The 17987-nt window shown below is 36.9% G+C and carries 3 protein-coding genes; all 3 read right to left on the bottom strand.

Going from position 1 to position 17987, the window contains the following annotated elements:
• Positions 1–197: 197 nt before the first annotated feature.
• Positions 198–7286 (bottom strand): T9SS type A sorting domain-containing protein, encoded by a 7089-nt coding sequence (locus PUH65_RS07535; RefSeq protein WP_305519287.1) that lies wholly within the window; start codon positions 7284–7286, stop codon positions 198–200.
• Between the two features lie 773 nt (positions 7287–8059).
• Positions 8060–12124, bottom strand: a complete 4065-nt coding sequence (locus PUH65_RS07540; RefSeq protein WP_305519288.1) for a T9SS type A sorting domain-containing protein — start codon at positions 12122–12124, stop codon at positions 8060–8062.
• Positions 12125–12918: 794 nt separating this feature from the next.
• The gene (locus PUH65_RS07545) at positions 12919–17757 is read right to left on the bottom strand and encodes a choice-of-anchor D domain-containing protein (RefSeq protein WP_305519289.1); all 4839 of its coding nucleotides are present in this window, start codon (positions 17755–17757) and stop codon (positions 12919–12921) included.
• Positions 17758–17987: the final 230 nt, after the last annotated feature.

The following is a 17987-nucleotide window of genomic DNA, read 5'->3' on the forward strand; positions in this document are numbered from 1 at the left end:
AAGTTTACATAATTATTAAAAACAAATACACCTTTGCAATGGCAGCAACGGTTTATTTTTGAGGAAAAAGGAACGAATGATGAAACAATCTCACTTCGCACTCAATGAGACGGTTTAATCGAGATTGCTTCATTGCTGCCACTTGCAGTCACATTCAGATACAAAAAAATCCTCCGAAGAGGATTTCAATTAAAAGTTTATCTGGATATCTTTCTGTTGACAACTTCACCATCAACTGTAGTGATTTTGAGCACGTACATTCCGTTTGCGATTCCAGAGACATTGAAGATTGCCCTTTTGTCATTTGCCTTTAAGACGGTTATCAATTTACCGGATGAATCATAAACTTGAATCATGGACATAATCTTTGGTGATTTGACAACAAAATCATCCTGATCTCTATATATGACAATACTTTCTTTCACTTTAGTATCAGTCACCAAAACAGTTTCTGGTCGATAAATAATTTCAAACCTTCCAGTGCTTGCTCCTGAATTCGCAGCAAAAACATAACTGTCCTCACTTAGATTAGTTACCATACCCGTTTGTTTATCTTTCAAATAAATGTTCTGACCCTGATTAAATACTCCTTCTTTGTCTCCCAAAGCAATCGTATAATTCCCAGCAGTAAAATGTTGAGTTCCTAATGAAATTTCATCGGTGTTAAGGAAACTGCTGCGACCATTGATCGAGACTTGTTCACCTTGTACGATACTATAAATCAGATCAGAATTCTCTAAGGCTCGGGAATCTTCTGCACCGAATAGATTGTTTCCGCCCGCAAAGTAAACCACAGCAATCGTAGATTTTATTCCCGATGGCGCAGTCATGTGCAGCCAATATCGATCATCCTGCTTTGACTTACCATAAAATACAGAACCCGTATTATCTTCTAATCTTATATGATTGGAATAGTTTAATACTTTATTTTCTCCAACAGCCTTAACCATAAAACCTTGTCCAACTTTTACAATATTATTCGGTATTCTAGGACTTTCTCCAGCGATTTTTCCTACTCCAACAGCAGACACTCCTGTTCCGCCAGTTCCTGTAACTGCATTAAATATAGCGTATGCATTCCCAGTGTAATTACTTCCTAATTGCTCATAAATACCATTTACAGTATTATCCCAAAATCTGAAGGTAGGCTCTATTGATGTACTGTTATCTTTAAACAACACATTTAAATCTAAATTAGATGGATAAGGATTACCTACTAAATTGTAACCAAAGGACTCACCTGAAAAGGCCAAACTATAGGCAACTTTACCATTAACCGGTTTACCATAGAAAAATGCAATCGGAACTGCACCTGAATTATAAGCCGGCTCTTTTATCGCCAGTGACCTTCCTGGAATATAGGCACCACTTGAATTATAGAACCTGTTATTTGTTTCATTATAATAAAGAACCGACGGCGCAATGACTGCTGATCCATCATCTTTTCTGTAAAGGTCAGTTTTCAGATTACCATTCTCCACGGGAGAAATAAGGTAATTATATTCCTTTCTATCAGCATTTCTGAACGTAAGTGTACGCTTCACCAATACATTTCCTGAATTTATTGCAGCATCATTAAGTTGAATCAAATTACCATCACTTTCAATAATCACACTTCCATTATTAATGATACCATCTTTAATCGTTATACTCGTATTTGGATTCACCGTTAAAACAACACCATTATTCACCTCACAACTACAAGCTTCAAGTTTCTCCGCAGCGGAAGTCGTATAATCTTTTGCAAAAATTAAAGAAGTTGTTGCATTTGGCAAACCATCGCTCCAGCCTAAAGTTGCTCCATTCCAAGTGGTAGTTTTAATGATCACTGTTGCGACACTTGAATATTTCTCAGCGCAGTCCCCATTTTGTAAAACTGCTCTAATATAAGTTGTCGCAGTTACAGGTCCAATTTCTGCTCCAGAAAGAGTTGTTGTGAAATTGGAAAGGTTCGTAACATTATTAGGATTACTTTCAGTATTAGCACTAAAATTGATATCTGTAGATTTTTGCCAGTGCAAAATTTTCCCAACACTTCCTGTTAATTTTAATTCAGTAGGAACAGTACCCGCACAAATTTGCTGTGTACTCTTTGCGATAATTCCACCATTAGATTGCGGGAAAATATAAACTGGGATATTGGTATCTGTCGCAGAAAACCCATTCGCATCCCGAACAGTAAGGGTATAATCTGTTTTGCCAACGGTCGTTGTTGGAATATCAACCTGTACTGCATTAGGTAAACCATTGGACCACTCATACGTAAAAGGCGCATCTCCGCCAGACGTCACTGCATTCATGGTGTGGGTAGAATTCAGACAAAAATCTCCATAACCATAAACCTCAAGACTTATAGTTCCAGCTTTTAATCCGGTGAAGGCAGAAATTTGCCCGCTTGTTAAGATCGCATTTTCTGCTACTAAGGTATTATTAGACAATACCCCGAATTTCTTCCAAGGATTGGTCACAACATTAAACACTCCATTGAGTTGTGCCGCTGCGATTTCGCCTTGTGGGCCTGAAATATCAGCAGGATCATACTTTGCAGTTATTGTGGCAACCGCATTTGAAATACCGGTTTGCTGCACATTCCAGTATTTATCTAAATAGCTCTGTACACTATTGTTGTTTGGATGTTTTGAATGAGTGACATTCACCCCTACAAAAGCATTCGAAAAATCTCCTGCAGTTAATTCTACAGTGATTGGTGCATAACTCGGCGCTCCATCTAATTCACCAATTGGGAATAAATAACTTCCGATTCCTGTGAATGGTCTGCGAACTACACCCGTTCCGTCTGCAACAATCATATTATTTGTGCTAAAAGTTCCAGAAACTGGATTACTTCCAAGCGTTAAATTTTTGTCACCAATTACAATATTTCCTTTTGTAAGGGTCAGTGTACCGTCAACTCTAATGTCTTTCGCAAGAATAACTGCGCCTGTTTCTTTGTTTACAATTAAATTATTAAAGTTAATCGCAGCCGTTCCAACTATTGTTTGATCAGAAACACCAGCCAAATTGATTGTTTTTCCTGTGAAAGGAACAGTTTGATTTAGAGTCAGATTTCCTCTTACATTTAAAGTTGTTGAAGCAAATGTAACTCCCGTTCCATTAACTATTAAATGATGATAACCACCAAATGCTTCTCCACCCGGAGCAGGAATTACTTGATTTATTCCTTTAAATTCTATTGTGTTTGGAATTAAGGCAGTAAACATAGTTCCGTTATTTGTCAAAGTACCAGCGATGCTCATATAATTTCCTTCGGATGGACGAATTCCTCCACCTACTGGAATAGTTACATTATTAAATGTGGTACTTCCAGAAATAGTAGCATCAAGATTATTGAATGTTACAGAACTCGTGCCTGTTCCCGGATTGAAAATTCCATTATTTTGCCAAACTCCAGCCCCAGCAGTAAGAAATAACTGTGAAGTATCTGTAGAGTTTACAATAGCACCAGTTTCTATAACTAAAGAACCTATAGTTTCAGAAGGATTTAATGTAGGATCATTATTAGTTGTCGTAGCATCTGGAATAATAACTTTTGTATCAGTACCAGGTTTTACATTTGGCGTCCAATTCTCAATTGTTGTCCAAGAATCGCTAACAGAACCGTTCCAAACTATCTGACCAATACCCTGAGTATCATCTAATGTTATATACACTTTGTCAAATTGATTTTCAAAGTATTCCCCAACGTTTGCATTAGAGATTTCTACCCAATTGTCAGTAAGGTTGTTACTTGACTTTCCTTGTTCAAAATTTACTGAACCAGTTACTTTATGTCCCCAAAATACTAATTTAGTTTCTGTATTTCCATTCAATTCACTATCTAAATAATGCTGACGAATAATCGCTTTTGTACTAATTCCACCAGTTTGAATAATATCATAGAAACGTTGAATTGCGCCTGTTCTCCAAGATGGTGCCGCGCCAATTGTCAATTTAGCACTCATCGAAGTAGGAAGTGTTCCTGCTGGAGGAAAAATAATTGAAGAATTTGGATGTCCAAAAGTGTACAATTTATTGGGCACGAATCCATCTCTTTTAATAATTCCAGTTACTTCGCCAACTCCGGTATTTGCTCCGTCAGGTCCCATTGTTAGTGTAAAAGAAGCCATATCCAAACTTCCCTTTGTTGAGCTAGCATTTGCTGCTGGTAAATCTAGTTTACCATTTACAGTTACATTAGCAACTGCAGTTGTTCCCGCAGTTGCGGATAAAGTTAAATTGTTATAATTTCCAGCAACTAATGTTTGAGCTATCGAGGCTGCATTCATATTCAAAATACCTGTACCGTTCCAAGTTTTACCAGATGAAAATGGTATTGCAGATGTGTTTTGTGTTAGAATTGTTCCATTATTTTGAATCGAAGTTAAAGTTCCTCCTAATGGAATGGTAACTAAATCTAAAGTTTGTAAAGCATCAACTTGTAGAAGTTGGTTTACTAAAAAAGGATTTGCAACCTTAACTGTATTTGCAGTCGCTCCTATTAAACTGAAAGAGTCAAAAAGATTGGTTGCTCCAGGAGTGGTCTGATCAAAACTTAAAGTTGGATTTTGAATTCCTCTTACAACCAATTTACTGGTTGACCCACCGGTTAATCCGGCTGGAAAGCCCTCATTATCTACAGTTCCTGCAATCGTAAGTGTTTTATCTTTAATGGACAATTTACCACCGTTAAATTTCAGTCTCGTTTGAACGGATAAATCATTTGATAAACTTGCATTTCCTTGTAAAACGAAATCTTCAGCAATACCATCAAAGGAAACTGTGTTCGGTGACACGGGGTTTGCAATAACTTCAATATCATCAATAGCGAATTCATCTTGTGCGCCTGTTCCTGAAACTAATGATCCTGACCATCTGATATAAAAATAGCCACCCTTCGCGATATTTCCAGTAGGTATCGTCACAACTCGATAATAGGCTTTCCAGCTAGGTGCTAAATCTGCGGTCGGTGGTGAAATTACTTCTACTATAGGTTGATCTGTAAAAGTTCCCGTAGGCGTTGCTCCGTAACTGAAAGTAATTTTTGAAGAAGCCTCTTGATCATTATAGACATAAACTTTATAGCCAATATTTACGCTGGTCATCGCAGCGTCATTTTGATTCTGAATTCTTAAAGTAATTGATCCTGGATTAAAATCAGCAGAAGTTCCAGTACCACCAGGTTGAATGCCTAAGGTGTAGTTTGGATTCTTAAAAGTTCCAACATTAAACGCGTAGATTCCAGTATCGTCTTCCTCACCATCAGAAGGACCATTTTCGTAACTACTGTCTTCTACGCTGTTTCCAGCAAAAGCAATATTTCCACCTGAAAAACCTGAAAATGCCCAGGCATTGGAATCCAATTGTCCGCTTTCAACAATTTTAGACATTCCAATTCCTTGAAACGTATCAAGATTGACTCCATCAACCGTATCGTCAAAGTTTATTTTATAAGAGGTATTTGCTAACTTAACTTGCAAACCAACTGGACTATTTAAAGTAGTCGTGTTTCCAGTTGCGCCATCTGAACGATAATTCTCGGTAGCAGGAAGACCATTAAATTCTACAATGGAAATATGATAAACTGTGCTTGGCTGCAGACCTGTGATTTGAACTGAACTACCAGCGCCTTTATAAACCACAAAGTTTCCAGTTCCAATTTGAGAGCCCGTTCCAAAAGCAGCATTTGCATTATAGGTAATCCCATCTTTAGGCAATGCTGTAACTGCACCAGCTTCTTTAACCAGTACTAATCGTTGGACTCCATTTCCATTGTCCCAATTTATTTTAAATCCAGTTGAGGTAATAGGGTTAAAAGTAATAGAAGAAGCATTGATTGTTGGTTCCGCAGCGTAAACTCGTCCGGAAACCGCAACTAGTTTAGTTAATGCATTCGGAGAAGTATGAGAAATATTTCCTGTGTAATTTCCTGGCAAAGCAGAGGCTTTAAGACGTGTACGCAATGTTATTGGCTGTCCTGTCAGAGTGCCAAAACCAACATTGTATGGCAATGTTAAATTATCGGCATAGCTAATTTCATCTTTTGAAATTTCAAAATTTGCTGGAGCATTTACGGTTGCGGCGGCCAATAAATTACTTCCGCTTATTGTGTACGTATTTGTCGCAACAGAAGCAATTCCAGTTACTGTAGAAACAGAATTTAGCGAAGTAGCAGATAATGTTAATGCCGGAACTCCCGAGGATTCTATCGTAAATGGCAATGCGTTAGACGTAAAGGATCCATTCAAAACAGTAACCTGCACAGTGGCTGGGAAAGCAATATCTGCCGCAGCAATAGCCGCCGTCAATTTTGTTTCGGAAACATAGGTTGTAGTTCTCAATGCTCCATTCCAATATACTTTACTTGATGGTAAAAATCCTTCACCATTTAAAGTTAAAGTAAATGCACCAGTGTTGGCGAATTTAGAATCTGGATCTAATGAGATAAGCTCAGGCGTTTCAACGCTCACTGAAATATTGTCAAAAAATGCAGTGCTGTTTTTCGCTTTGTTTGCGTTCCAATACGCTCCCATCATAGTCAAAGGTTCATTAACAAAATCAGTGATTACAACTTCGTCTTGAAAAACTAAAGTTCCCTCCTTCGGATCATTAAATGAAGTTTGATTGTCTTTTCTTAAATACAAGGACCATTTATTTCCTGCTGGATTATAATCCACACGAATACTTGTATATTCAGCCCCAAAATCTTTTAAACCTGTCGTCGAAGAGGTAATTTTCACACTAGTTCCAGATGCTAAACCGTTAGTATATGTAATTAATCTTATTGGATCTATAGTTGTATTTTGTCCTAATGCAATAGCATATCCTTTACCAGAACTATTAGTAGTTCCGGGGGTTCCTGCCAAAATAAAAGCAGACCCAAATTTCCCACCACCTAAACCACTTGGATTTGGTCTTATCTGTCTCATATTAAAAGTCCAAGAAACCACTCCAACATTCTGATTTAAAGTAGATTTATAAAGCGAATTGAAATATGAAGTAGATGTACTTGCCGTCACCCAACCCTGAGCATTCGCTGCCGAGGTTGCATCATTGGTTAGAGTTAACATTCCGCCATCAATTTTGGCGCCCATATCACCACCACTTCGGGTAACGGCCCATTTCGAAGTTCCGATTGGTCCTGTCGTTGTAAAATTTGGACTTTGAGGAGTTCCAGGAGTATTGAAGTTTTCCGTAAAAACGGTTTGCTGCGCATCCAAAGGTGTTCCAATGAATATTAGTGCTGCAAAGACAAAAAACACAAATTGAGAAAGGAGAGATTTGATCATAATACAATAAATTTTTAACGATGAGTCCAAATCATGTGGATTTGATTGAACCTGTAAAAGAGCGTGGATTAAGTTTTATATTCTAACTGAATAGAATTTGGCCAAGGATAAGCACGTAATATTTAACAGAAAATTCGTCTGGAAAAAGTGATTCGGTTAAAAACTAAAAAGGGTACCGCCGGAAAAGCAACCAAGAAAAAAGTAAAACTTTGTAAAATCGTTGGTAAACAACTATCTTTTGGAAAAAGATAATTGGCGTACTGAGTAAGGATTTGAGGATTATTCATATAAATCATTTTAGTTTATATTTTATCCATCATTTTATGTTATGTTGCAAATATATATCTTTATTGGTAACAATTAACAAATTTTTTTTGCTTATTGTTATCAATACTTAAACAAAATAGAAACCTTTTCCCACTAAAAAATTGGCACACTGAAAATTATTTACTTTTAATATAATATAAGGAAAAAGACCCATCAAATGAATCTAAAATACGAATAAAATTAATTTACAAAAAATAAAATATTCCTGAATTAATTAAAAATGATGAGTCCTTAGAAAATAATTGACAGTTGTTTAAAGAAATCATTAACAAAGTCAAAATCATGGATCCTTTTTAAATTGAAACCAAACAAATCATGGGTAAAATAAGCAACCAACCAAAGACCCACTCATCCTTTTTTGGGGAAAATCGCGAGCAAATCATGATCTGAATCCTTTATACATATTGACTAAATCCAAAAAAATCCTCAGAAGAGGATTTTTTTTACTATTTGATTATTTTTTTACTAGTGACTTCACCATCGGCACTTGTAATTTTAAGCAAGTACATTCCGCGTATTAATTTACTGGAATCCAATACTCCTTGTTTACTGTTAGGTTGAAGGATTGTGACGAGTTTTCCAGAAGGATCATAGACCGCAATACTGGCGATGGTTTTTGGACCTTTAATTACGAAATCATTTCCATCTCGGTAAACCACTATGCCCTCTTTCACTTTAGTATCGGTCACCAAAACGGTTTCTGGTCGGTAGATAATTTCAAAACGGCCGGTGCTTGATCCTGCGTTGGCAGCAAAAGCATAATCGCCTTCAGTCACATTGGTTACTGTTCCAGTTTGTTTGTCTTTTAGGTAAATAGGTTGCCCATTGGCAAAAATGCCTTCAGAACCCTCGATACCAATGGTATAATTACCATTTATAAAATGCTGTGTTCCTAATGGAATGACCGCCGAATTTTGAAAACTGCTTCTACCGTCAATGGCCAATTTTTCATTATCGATGATAGAGTAAATACCATCTGAGCCACCCATTGTTCTGGAATCCTCAAGTCCGAACAAATCGTTCCCTTCTGCATAATGCACAATCGCCATTGTAGAAATTATTCCAGAAGGCGTTGTCATTTGCAACCAATACCGATCATCCTGACTTGCAGTACTGTTTTTTCCAAAAAAATCTACTGGCGGCTCAGAATCTATTCTGATACTGTTATTGTATATTAATTTATAGGACGCTTTCAGGGATCTTCCCATAAACCCCTGACCAACTTTTACATAGTTGGTCGGCACATGACCCTTTCCAACTGTTGCTGCTTTCGTACCCGTACCATTAGTTCCTGCAAGAACATTAAAAATAGCATAAGCTTCGCCTTCGTAATTATCCCCTTTCTGATCAAATATTTCATTCGCTGTATTATCCCAGAAATAGAAATTGGCATCGATATTCTTTCTTTCATCACCCCCATTGATTTTATATAATTTTTTTAAATCGATATTGGAAGGATAAGGATTCCCAAGTAAGTTATATCCCCGGTTAGGATTGGAGACATTCCCATTAATCATGCCGAATTCAATTACACCGTTTTGCGGCGACCCTTTGTAAACAGCAGTTACGGTTTCTTCTCCCTTTCCGGTCGGTTCTTTTACCGCCAATCCTCTTCCCGGAACATTCGCACCAGAAGAATTATAAAATAAGTTATTGGCTTCGTTGTGGTAAAGAACAAAAGTGGTTCCTGGATAAATAGTTTTGAAACTTTGATCTGCTGTGAATGCTACAGGAGATCCGAGATAATTATACTGTTGTCGGTTCCCACTCACCTTAATATCCCTTTTTACCGTGATAATACCGGAATTGGATGGAGTGGGGTAATCTTGTACCTGAATTAAATTCCCATCGGATTCCACAGTAATGTTACCACCGTCTTTAATAGTAAGATTATTGTCAATTTTTGCAAAAGTTCCACTACTAATCACAAGGCTTGCACCGCTTTTTACTTCACAACTACAAGCGATTATATTATTGTCCTGAGAAGTCTTATAGGTACCTGAAGCAATGATTATACTAAGACCATTATTTTCTGTATTTGGATTACCATTAGTCCACTCAGTCCCGTTATAAGTTGAGATTGCTCCTATAGTTACCGTTGCGGTTGATGAGACACTGCCGCATGATCCGGTACTTGTTAAAGTTAAGGTGACAAGACCTGATTCACCCGGGCCAGCAGTATAGGTCGCTCTTGCGGGATCATCAGCATTCGTCCAGGTTCCAGTTCCACCCGTCCATTGAGCACTTAGGCCACCGGTTACTGAACCACCCATGGGAGGCGTAGTACTACCTGTACAAATTTTAAATGACCCACCCGCACTAACCGTAGGTAAGACACATACTATTTCATCCGCTCCCATATAAGGTTTTACACGAAATTCCCCATCAATATCAGTGGAAATTCCTGAAATAGAAACCCCTTGCAAATTATCGTTTGCACGATCGTTTTTTAAATGTAAATCATCGCTGGAAACAAATCCAGGCTGAGAATTTTTAGAATTTGTATCTTTTTTTGTTGCTTTTATCCAGTCAGCTAATGTGCTATGTCTGTTAGCATCACCTTCACCTAATGAGCCCACGTATTGTGAAGAATAATAGTTGTTGTAATCTAAATGGATAAAATTACCTGAATTAGTAACTTTAGAATAAATCGCAAACCTTTGAGCGCCTCCACTTTGGTGGTTAACAAATATATTATTACGAATATCCAATTCAGAGCCATCTTTTATAAATAAAGCAGCGGAAACTCCCTTATTTTGATTTGTCTTCAGTGCAACAGTATTGTAATATAATTTAACGCCCTTCCCTTTATTAATAAAAACTCCAAAACCATTTTCAGAGTCAGTTCCACCACCTCCAACTGATTTTACATCATTTATAAAATTATTATAGATAAGTTGATTGTCTCCAGATACATAGATACCATTTGTGTTTTTACTTTGAGAACTAAAAACATTTGCAATATCATTATTATAAATCGTTATATCATTCCCTTCCGATCTAATCCCATAACTACCATCATTGGTAGAGTTTGAGTTCAAATCTTTTATAATATTCCCATCAATTTGACTGATTTTTCCTTTGATGAAAATTCCGTAACCATAGGAATTACCGGCACTATTTCTAATATTAGCAATTACATTTTTTGTAATGGCTCCCTTTTCAGCATTATCCAAATAAATACCTGAATGATTTGAACTACCACCTAAACCGCTTGGCAATTGTATGCCATCTATCACGTTATTAGAGACATTATAATAAGAAACATTCCTAATATATATTCCTAAAAAAGGCTTACGATTATCATCAGAAGAACCAATTATGTTATTTTTAATAATCCAATTGGTATTTTCAAGATTAGAACCATCAATAATTATAGCTTGTTTAACATCTTTAAAAGTCGTGTTTAAAATACTATTATAACTATTGTTCCCGTTTCCACCTATCGAATTACCTCCGGAATAAATTCCCGCGGAGTAAGTTCCTACAGTTACTCCTAAAATATTTAACTGAACAATAAGATTTTGAAACTTATTATTTTCCGCTCCATTATACATCCAAATTCCCACCCTTTTTTCATAACTTCCAAAAACATCATAACTATTGTAAATCGTCAATTTATGATCATTAAATCCATTATTCCCGTCAATGATAACCTTATCCGCTCCATTCAATGCTATTACAGCTCCATTTCCTATTTTTCCAGAAATTAATATCTCTTTTCCGAAATTAGGTTTAATTGTTAGTGTATTATTGTCTTTCTTAACAGTTTCTGAGAATTGATTGATCGTAATTTGAGAAGTAACCGTCTGATTTTCATTTAATAAAAAAGTAACTGACCCAGAAACGCCAACATTATTTAAAACATTTATGGCGCTGGTAATATTTGGGAAATCACAATTATCAGCACTACCAATTATATAATTTCCTTCTAGTGGCTTTGTTATTTGGTATCCGGTAACTTTTAAAGTATTTGCTAAAATTTGCCAATAGATATTATTATAATCATTACCCTTAGAATAAAAACGTACAGTTAATTTTTGCTTTGGATTCAAATATTGATTAATCTTAACCTCCTTGATAGGGTTATTATTGATTGATTCTTCGCTAATCAAGTCTTCCGCTTTATTAAAAAATTCAGAAGTATCAGGTAAATTTCCATTTTCGGATATATAATACTTAGCAATATAGGTCAACGGACCCGCAGACCCAGAATTAGTTTGCTGAAAGAAGAGATTAGAAATTTTGATAAAATTTCCATTTGTAGGAGCAATTGAAACTTCAAAATACCTATAATGCTCAAAATTACTATTATTCCATCCAGTAATGTTAGCTCCCGTCGAATTAAAAGTAATTGGATTTTGGCTCGTTCTAAAAGTAGATGCTTCTATAAAATTTCGCTTTGCAGTCACATCCCCATTAGAAATTAATGACCAATTAGCAAGATCGACATCCACTTGTGCAAACCCTAAAAAAGGCAATAATAAAAATAAAAGTAAAAGTTTTTTCATGATTTAATGTTCAATATTTTTTTAAAATGACAATATCATGATCTACATGATAAGGAATTATATCGTTTTGGTTTAAAAGACACGGAAGAGTTGTAATAGAAATACGGCAAAAAGGAAAGTAAAAAGTGAAGTGTTTTATATTATTTTTTTCATTTGTTGCGAAATACTTAAACTACACATGTCAATTTAAGCGGCTGCAAAGATACATATTATTAATAAAACAGCAAAATAATCCTATATACACATTATAACATCGAAAACTATTGCGAAATAATACAATACAAATTGCTTTTTTTGCTAAAATAAACAGAAACAACTTCATTTCTTATCCTATGATAAGTTGAGTTAATTATTATTAAATCCCTAAAACACAAACCGCGCCTCTATTTTCAATTTGTAAATTGAAATTTCATCAAATATTTAAGGTATTATAGAGTATTTATAAAAACTCTAACATCTTCTTCTTATTGTAGATTTTAAATGGAAAATTACAGAGAAGAGTCAAGGTAAATGTATTAAGATTCGACGCAGCTACCATAATGGATCACCCTTGTAATCCTTTTTAATAATGAATTTTAATCCCAACCGAAAACAAAAAAGCCGAACAGGCTGTTCGGCTTTTTTTAGGGGTTAGATTCTAATAATGTTATCTGATAATATCCTTACAAGCAGGTTGAACGTTTTGAATCATTTTGAAAACACAAAACACCACTAACCTTCCGCTTGTCTAGAATCAAAACTTTAGTACTGATCATTAACAAAAATAGTCTTAGCCGATTTTTATGTTTAACCGTTTATCTGGCTATTTTTTGAGTGGTAACTTCGCCACTGGTGCTTGTAATTTTAAGCACATATATTCCGTTAGTGATTTTAGAAGCATCTAAGACAGCCTTCTTGCTGATAGGCTTTAAAACCATTATCAGTTTACCGGAAAGATCATACGCTTCTACACTCGCAAGTGTTTTTGGTGATTTAATAACGAAATCATTTCCATCTCTGTAGACCACCATACCCCCTTTCATTTTAGTTTCTGTTACCAAAACAGTTTCTGAACGATAAACAATTTGAAAGCGGCCAGCGGTCTCCCCTGGACTGGCTTCAAAGGTATAATTGCTTTCTGTTAGATTGGTAACCGTTCCGGTTTGATGATCCTTTAGATAAATATTCTGCCCGTTGGCAAAAACCCCTTCTGCTTTATCAATCGCAATAGTATACGTCCCAGCAGAAAAATGCGAAGTTCCCAAATCGACTTGATCAATAAGAGTAAAACTGCTTTTTCCGTTGATGGATACTTTTTCATTTTCTACCAAACTGTAGATTGCATCGGAACCACCCATTGAACGGGAATCATCTTTGGTAAATGCATCGTTGCCTTCCTCAAAATAAACAACAGCAATATTCGAGGCTAAATTCGCAGGCGTAATCAAATTAAGCCAGTAGCGATCAACAGGAGTTTCATTTTCAACCGACTTCCCTTTACCAAAAAATCCTTCCGCAGAATCTGCTTTTCTACTACTGTTACTGAAGGTTACATTGAAGGTTGGAGTATTGTTGACTTTTGCCATAAATCCCTGGGCTACTTTCACATATCTTGTCGGAAATTTAAGTCCCGCTGCACCTGGGTCACCAAAAGCTTTTGTTGGCGTTCCAGTTCCAGTTGGGGTGGCAGCATTAAAGTTGGCATAAGCCAAGCCGTTGTACAAATCACCCATCTGGACCGTTTGCGTATTGGCGGTATGATCCCAGAAATAAAAAGTCGGACTAAGATTTCCAGCTGTAGAATTATCTGCGTAGAATTTAATCAAATCGATATTGGATGGATAAGGATTTCCAATTAAATTATAACCGCGGTTCGGATCCGCAAAACTAGAATTAACCAGGTTATAGTTAAAACTGCCATTGGCAGGTTGCCCCATAAAAGCAGCAGTCATAACCGAAGTTGCAAAAGTGGCAGTGGTAGGCTCTTTAACCGCCAATGCTCTTCCTTTAATATAGACCCCAGAAGAATTCAGAAATTTATTGGTCGCTTCGTTATGGTAAAGGATAAATGGCACATTGACCGCATTGCCAACTGCATCTTTATAAATATCTTTCAAACTGGTACCTTGTGTTGGAGAAGTAAGATAATTATATTGTTCCCTTGTAGCAGAAAGATTTAATTTCCGTAAAACTTTGAAAGTACCCATTCCCGAATTGGTATCGGTTTCATTAGTCTGGATGAAATTTCCATCAGACTCTACGACTACATTTCCATTATTATTTAAAAAATCAGAAACCTTTACTTCCGTATTACCACCAACAGTAAGAGTTGCTCCACTGTTGATTTCACATTGGCAGACTTTAAAACTACCATTGGTGCCAGAATGATAATCGGCATTAATAATCGCTTTATCGGAAGGTTGAGGCAGAGAAGGCAACCAAGCCGATCCATTCCAAACTTTTGGGACAAGGCCTGTACTGGTAAGCCGAACATCATCTAAAATCCAAGATTCGTTGAGGGCGTTATTTTGCGCAGAAATACGAACTTTAAGATTGCTTACAGCAGGAAGATCGGTGACATTAATTGCGCTATAGCGGTTTGCCGAGGTTGAATTAAAATAGGTTAAATTATTATCTGCATTGTATATTCTACTTCCCGCAACTGTTCCTGCGCTGCCAAAACTCCACGGAAGATTCAATTGACCTGAAACTACTTTCGCCTGCTGATACCACGTTACGCCTCCGTCTGGACTTATTTCAACCAATACATAATCCAGTTTATCATCATGAATGGATGTACTTTCATTCGCAGCATTCAAATCATCCATGCCATTACTGGCACTACCCAAAGAAAAACCTGCGACCTTAAATGACAGACTGATATCAGTGTAAGCCGAAGTATTAACATTATCAAAAGTTAAACGAACGCCAGAAGGAGTTTGTGAAATAGGATCTGCACCTTGAATCCGGTATCCTCTGGCTCCTTCAGAATACAGATTATTGGTTTTTGGCGCATCAGTACTTAAACTTTTTCCGGACGAAAAGCCGGTATTGGGTCCAGGTAAGATCACTCCAAAAGTGTTAAGCGTGTAATTCAATACAGGAATCGCCGGACTGATCTCAAAATCCTGACGCGCTACAACTAACTCACCTGAAGAGGAACAATAAGTCGCTCCACCTCTCACCGCAAATAAATAGGAATAATCATTAGGATCATTGTTATCAATACTGACGGTGGCATTTTTCGTGCCTATTGTGGTGGGCTCAAATTTAATTTCAAAGGTTGCTATTTCATTCTGGTTTAATACTTTCCCTACGACAGGACCATTCATAATAGAAAATGAAGTTGCATCAACTCCCGAAAGCGTTATACTCCCGATGGTAAGCGGCTCACCACCCAGGTTTTTTATTTCGAACGCTTTGGTTTGAGAGTTTCCTAAATTCAGACCCGCAAACAAAGTATTATTGAGTCCGAGTGGCGTTACGCTTCCATTAGTAATAGAAGTCCCATTCCCGGTTACTTTAATGTCGCGCACTCCTGCAGTTACAACACCGCTTAGCGCTACTGTTTGCGTTACAGCATTGGGAGATGTAATGGTAATGGCTCCGCCGTAATTGCCTACAGCAAGTCCATCTTTCAAACGCACGTGAATGGATTGGTTGGTTACTGCGTTGCTTGCATTTTTCGAAATATCAATCGTATTCCAGGGAGACATATTCCCTCCATCATAGGTTAAGTTAGTGGAGATTTCCCAATCTGTAGAAGCAGTTACATTAATATTTCCTGACAGATTGCTGCCGTTAATCACAATCTTCTGTGTGGCAGAAGGCCCTTGCCCAAAAGGGTAGGTAAAGCCCGTAAGCAAAGTTTTATCTACCGTTATTGTTGGGGCAATCACAACCGCTTTCACCTCAAAAGCATAGACAGAAGTATCTGGATCATTACTGCCTATCATTACGGTTTCAGTGTAAGTACCTGGAACAGTATTATTGAATTTGAGTTTAAAAGTCTGGTTTGTAAAACCCGTCATAGGATTAATCGTGGGTTGCACTGAAACAGTAAAGCCTTGGGCACCATCAAGCAGCACCACCGCTGGGGTATCCAAAAGCAAGTTAGCCGAGCCAAGATTCTGAATGGCAAAGGTTTTTTCAACGTCTGATCCAGAAATAATTGTAGTACCGAAAGCCGTACCATCCGCTGTGGATGGAGTGGTGTCCCCATCAATTATGGTGATACTGTTACCCTGAATGTTAATGTTGGGCTCTGGCGTTCCGGTGAAGCAAGTCCATTGGAGGTCATCAACAATGATTTGATTGTTAGTAACATTACGTAATTCAATGGTGACGTTTCCTGAAACATTGATATTATTAACACTAAAAACATGTTCTGAAAAATCATCAAATGGAATTGAAGTTGCGACTGATATATTATTGATGAGCAATTCTACCTGTCTGTTACCACTACCTGTAAACCCCTTGTAGAGTTTTACACTGAAGTTGGCAATACCAGAGCCTATTATTGCGGAACTAATTTTACTGTTATCAGATATACGACGAAGCATTAATCCTTTTCCATTTATTCCGGAATTGTTCGAGTCTCCATCTTCATCTCTTGCAGCAGTGTAAGTCCATAAAATTGAATTATTACCTAAAAAAGAGCCATTAGCATATTTCGTAGTAGCATTTGAATTAGAAAAATCTTCTAAAAAACTACAAGGAGCAGCAAGTGTGGAACAACTCGTTTGTGGTTCGCCTACCAATTTATAATCGATAGTACTTCCCGAATTGGTATAGGACCAGATTTTAAAAAAATAAGGAGTATTAGGCGACAGTCCGGTGGCCGTGAAACCTTGTATTCCTTTCGCGACATTTTGAACATTTGCACCATTTGCTATTGGGGTTCCATCAGCAGGATTGGTGATCTCAGCAAAAGAAACAGCACTCCATTTAATCAAATAACCGTCGGGAACAGTCGCCCCCACTCCATCAATCCAGGACAGCGCAATACTTGAATGAGTGGCAGTACCACAAGAGAAATTAGTCGGAAAATTGGAGGGTTCGGGTTTTGTTGCTGTAATTGCAGTACCTACAACTTTTATATTGTCAATCCTACTTGTTCCTCCATTTGCAACCGTAGTACCATTACCAGCACTATTAGAAGTCATAACCCATCTAACAAAGAGCGAAGACAAGTCTGAACCTGCAGCAATAGGCAAGTTACCAATCACTCCTGAAGTAAAATTATCTGCGACCGTTATAGAACCAAATGGTAAATCATTCCATATTCCTGTCCCAATTCGATATTGTAATTTAAAATCTTTAGGACCAGTGTCCGATGACCGTTGTTCAGATGAAATTTTAACATCACTAAAACCTTGAGTATCTACTTCAATCATCCAGTATTTAGATCCACTTCCATCAACCCATCCACTGGCAGTAGCTGCTTTAGTTCCATTGCCACTTACATCACTTATTGTTTGAGTACAACTAAGTAATTTAAACGCATTATTGGGGGAAAAAACATCTGGAGTTAGTACTGTACCTAAATTTGGAAAAGTCCATTGTGCTAATGTCGTTTGTGCAGATCCTTTGATAAAAAACAGCACCGCACAGAGCACCACTATTTTATAAAAATAAGGTAAATATTTTTTCATGATTGTGTGTTTTTGAAAGATAAAATTACATCTTTTTTATAAAACAACAATCACTTCAAGAATTTAAGTAGTTAATTATCAAAAACTTAATCTTAAAAACCACTTACAACTCTAGATTTAAGATTAATAAAACCTTATCTTTATTTTAGTTTTCCAAAACACCAATAAAACTAAAGATAATCATATAAAAGACTCATTCAAACTTCCAACTCTGATACCTCGAAACTCGA

This window comes from Kaistella sp. SH40-3 (genome assembly GCF_030686865.1).
Taxonomy (GTDB): Bacteria; Bacteroidota; Bacteroidia; order Flavobacteriales; family Weeksellaceae; genus Kaistella.

Bases quoted from the DNA above. Each gene is read 5' to 3' on its own strand.
- PUH65_RS07535 (WP_305519287.1), bottom strand. From the start codon at position 7,286: ATGATCAAATCTCTCCTTTCTCAATTTGTGTTTTTTGTCTTTGCAGCA.
- PUH65_RS07540 (WP_305519288.1), bottom strand. From the start codon at position 12,124: ATGAAAAAACTTTTACTTTTATTTTTATTATTGCCTTTTTTAGGGTTT.
- PUH65_RS07545 (WP_305519289.1), bottom strand. From the start codon at position 17,757: ATGAAAAAATATTTACCTTATTTTTATAAAATAGTGGTGCTCTGTGCG.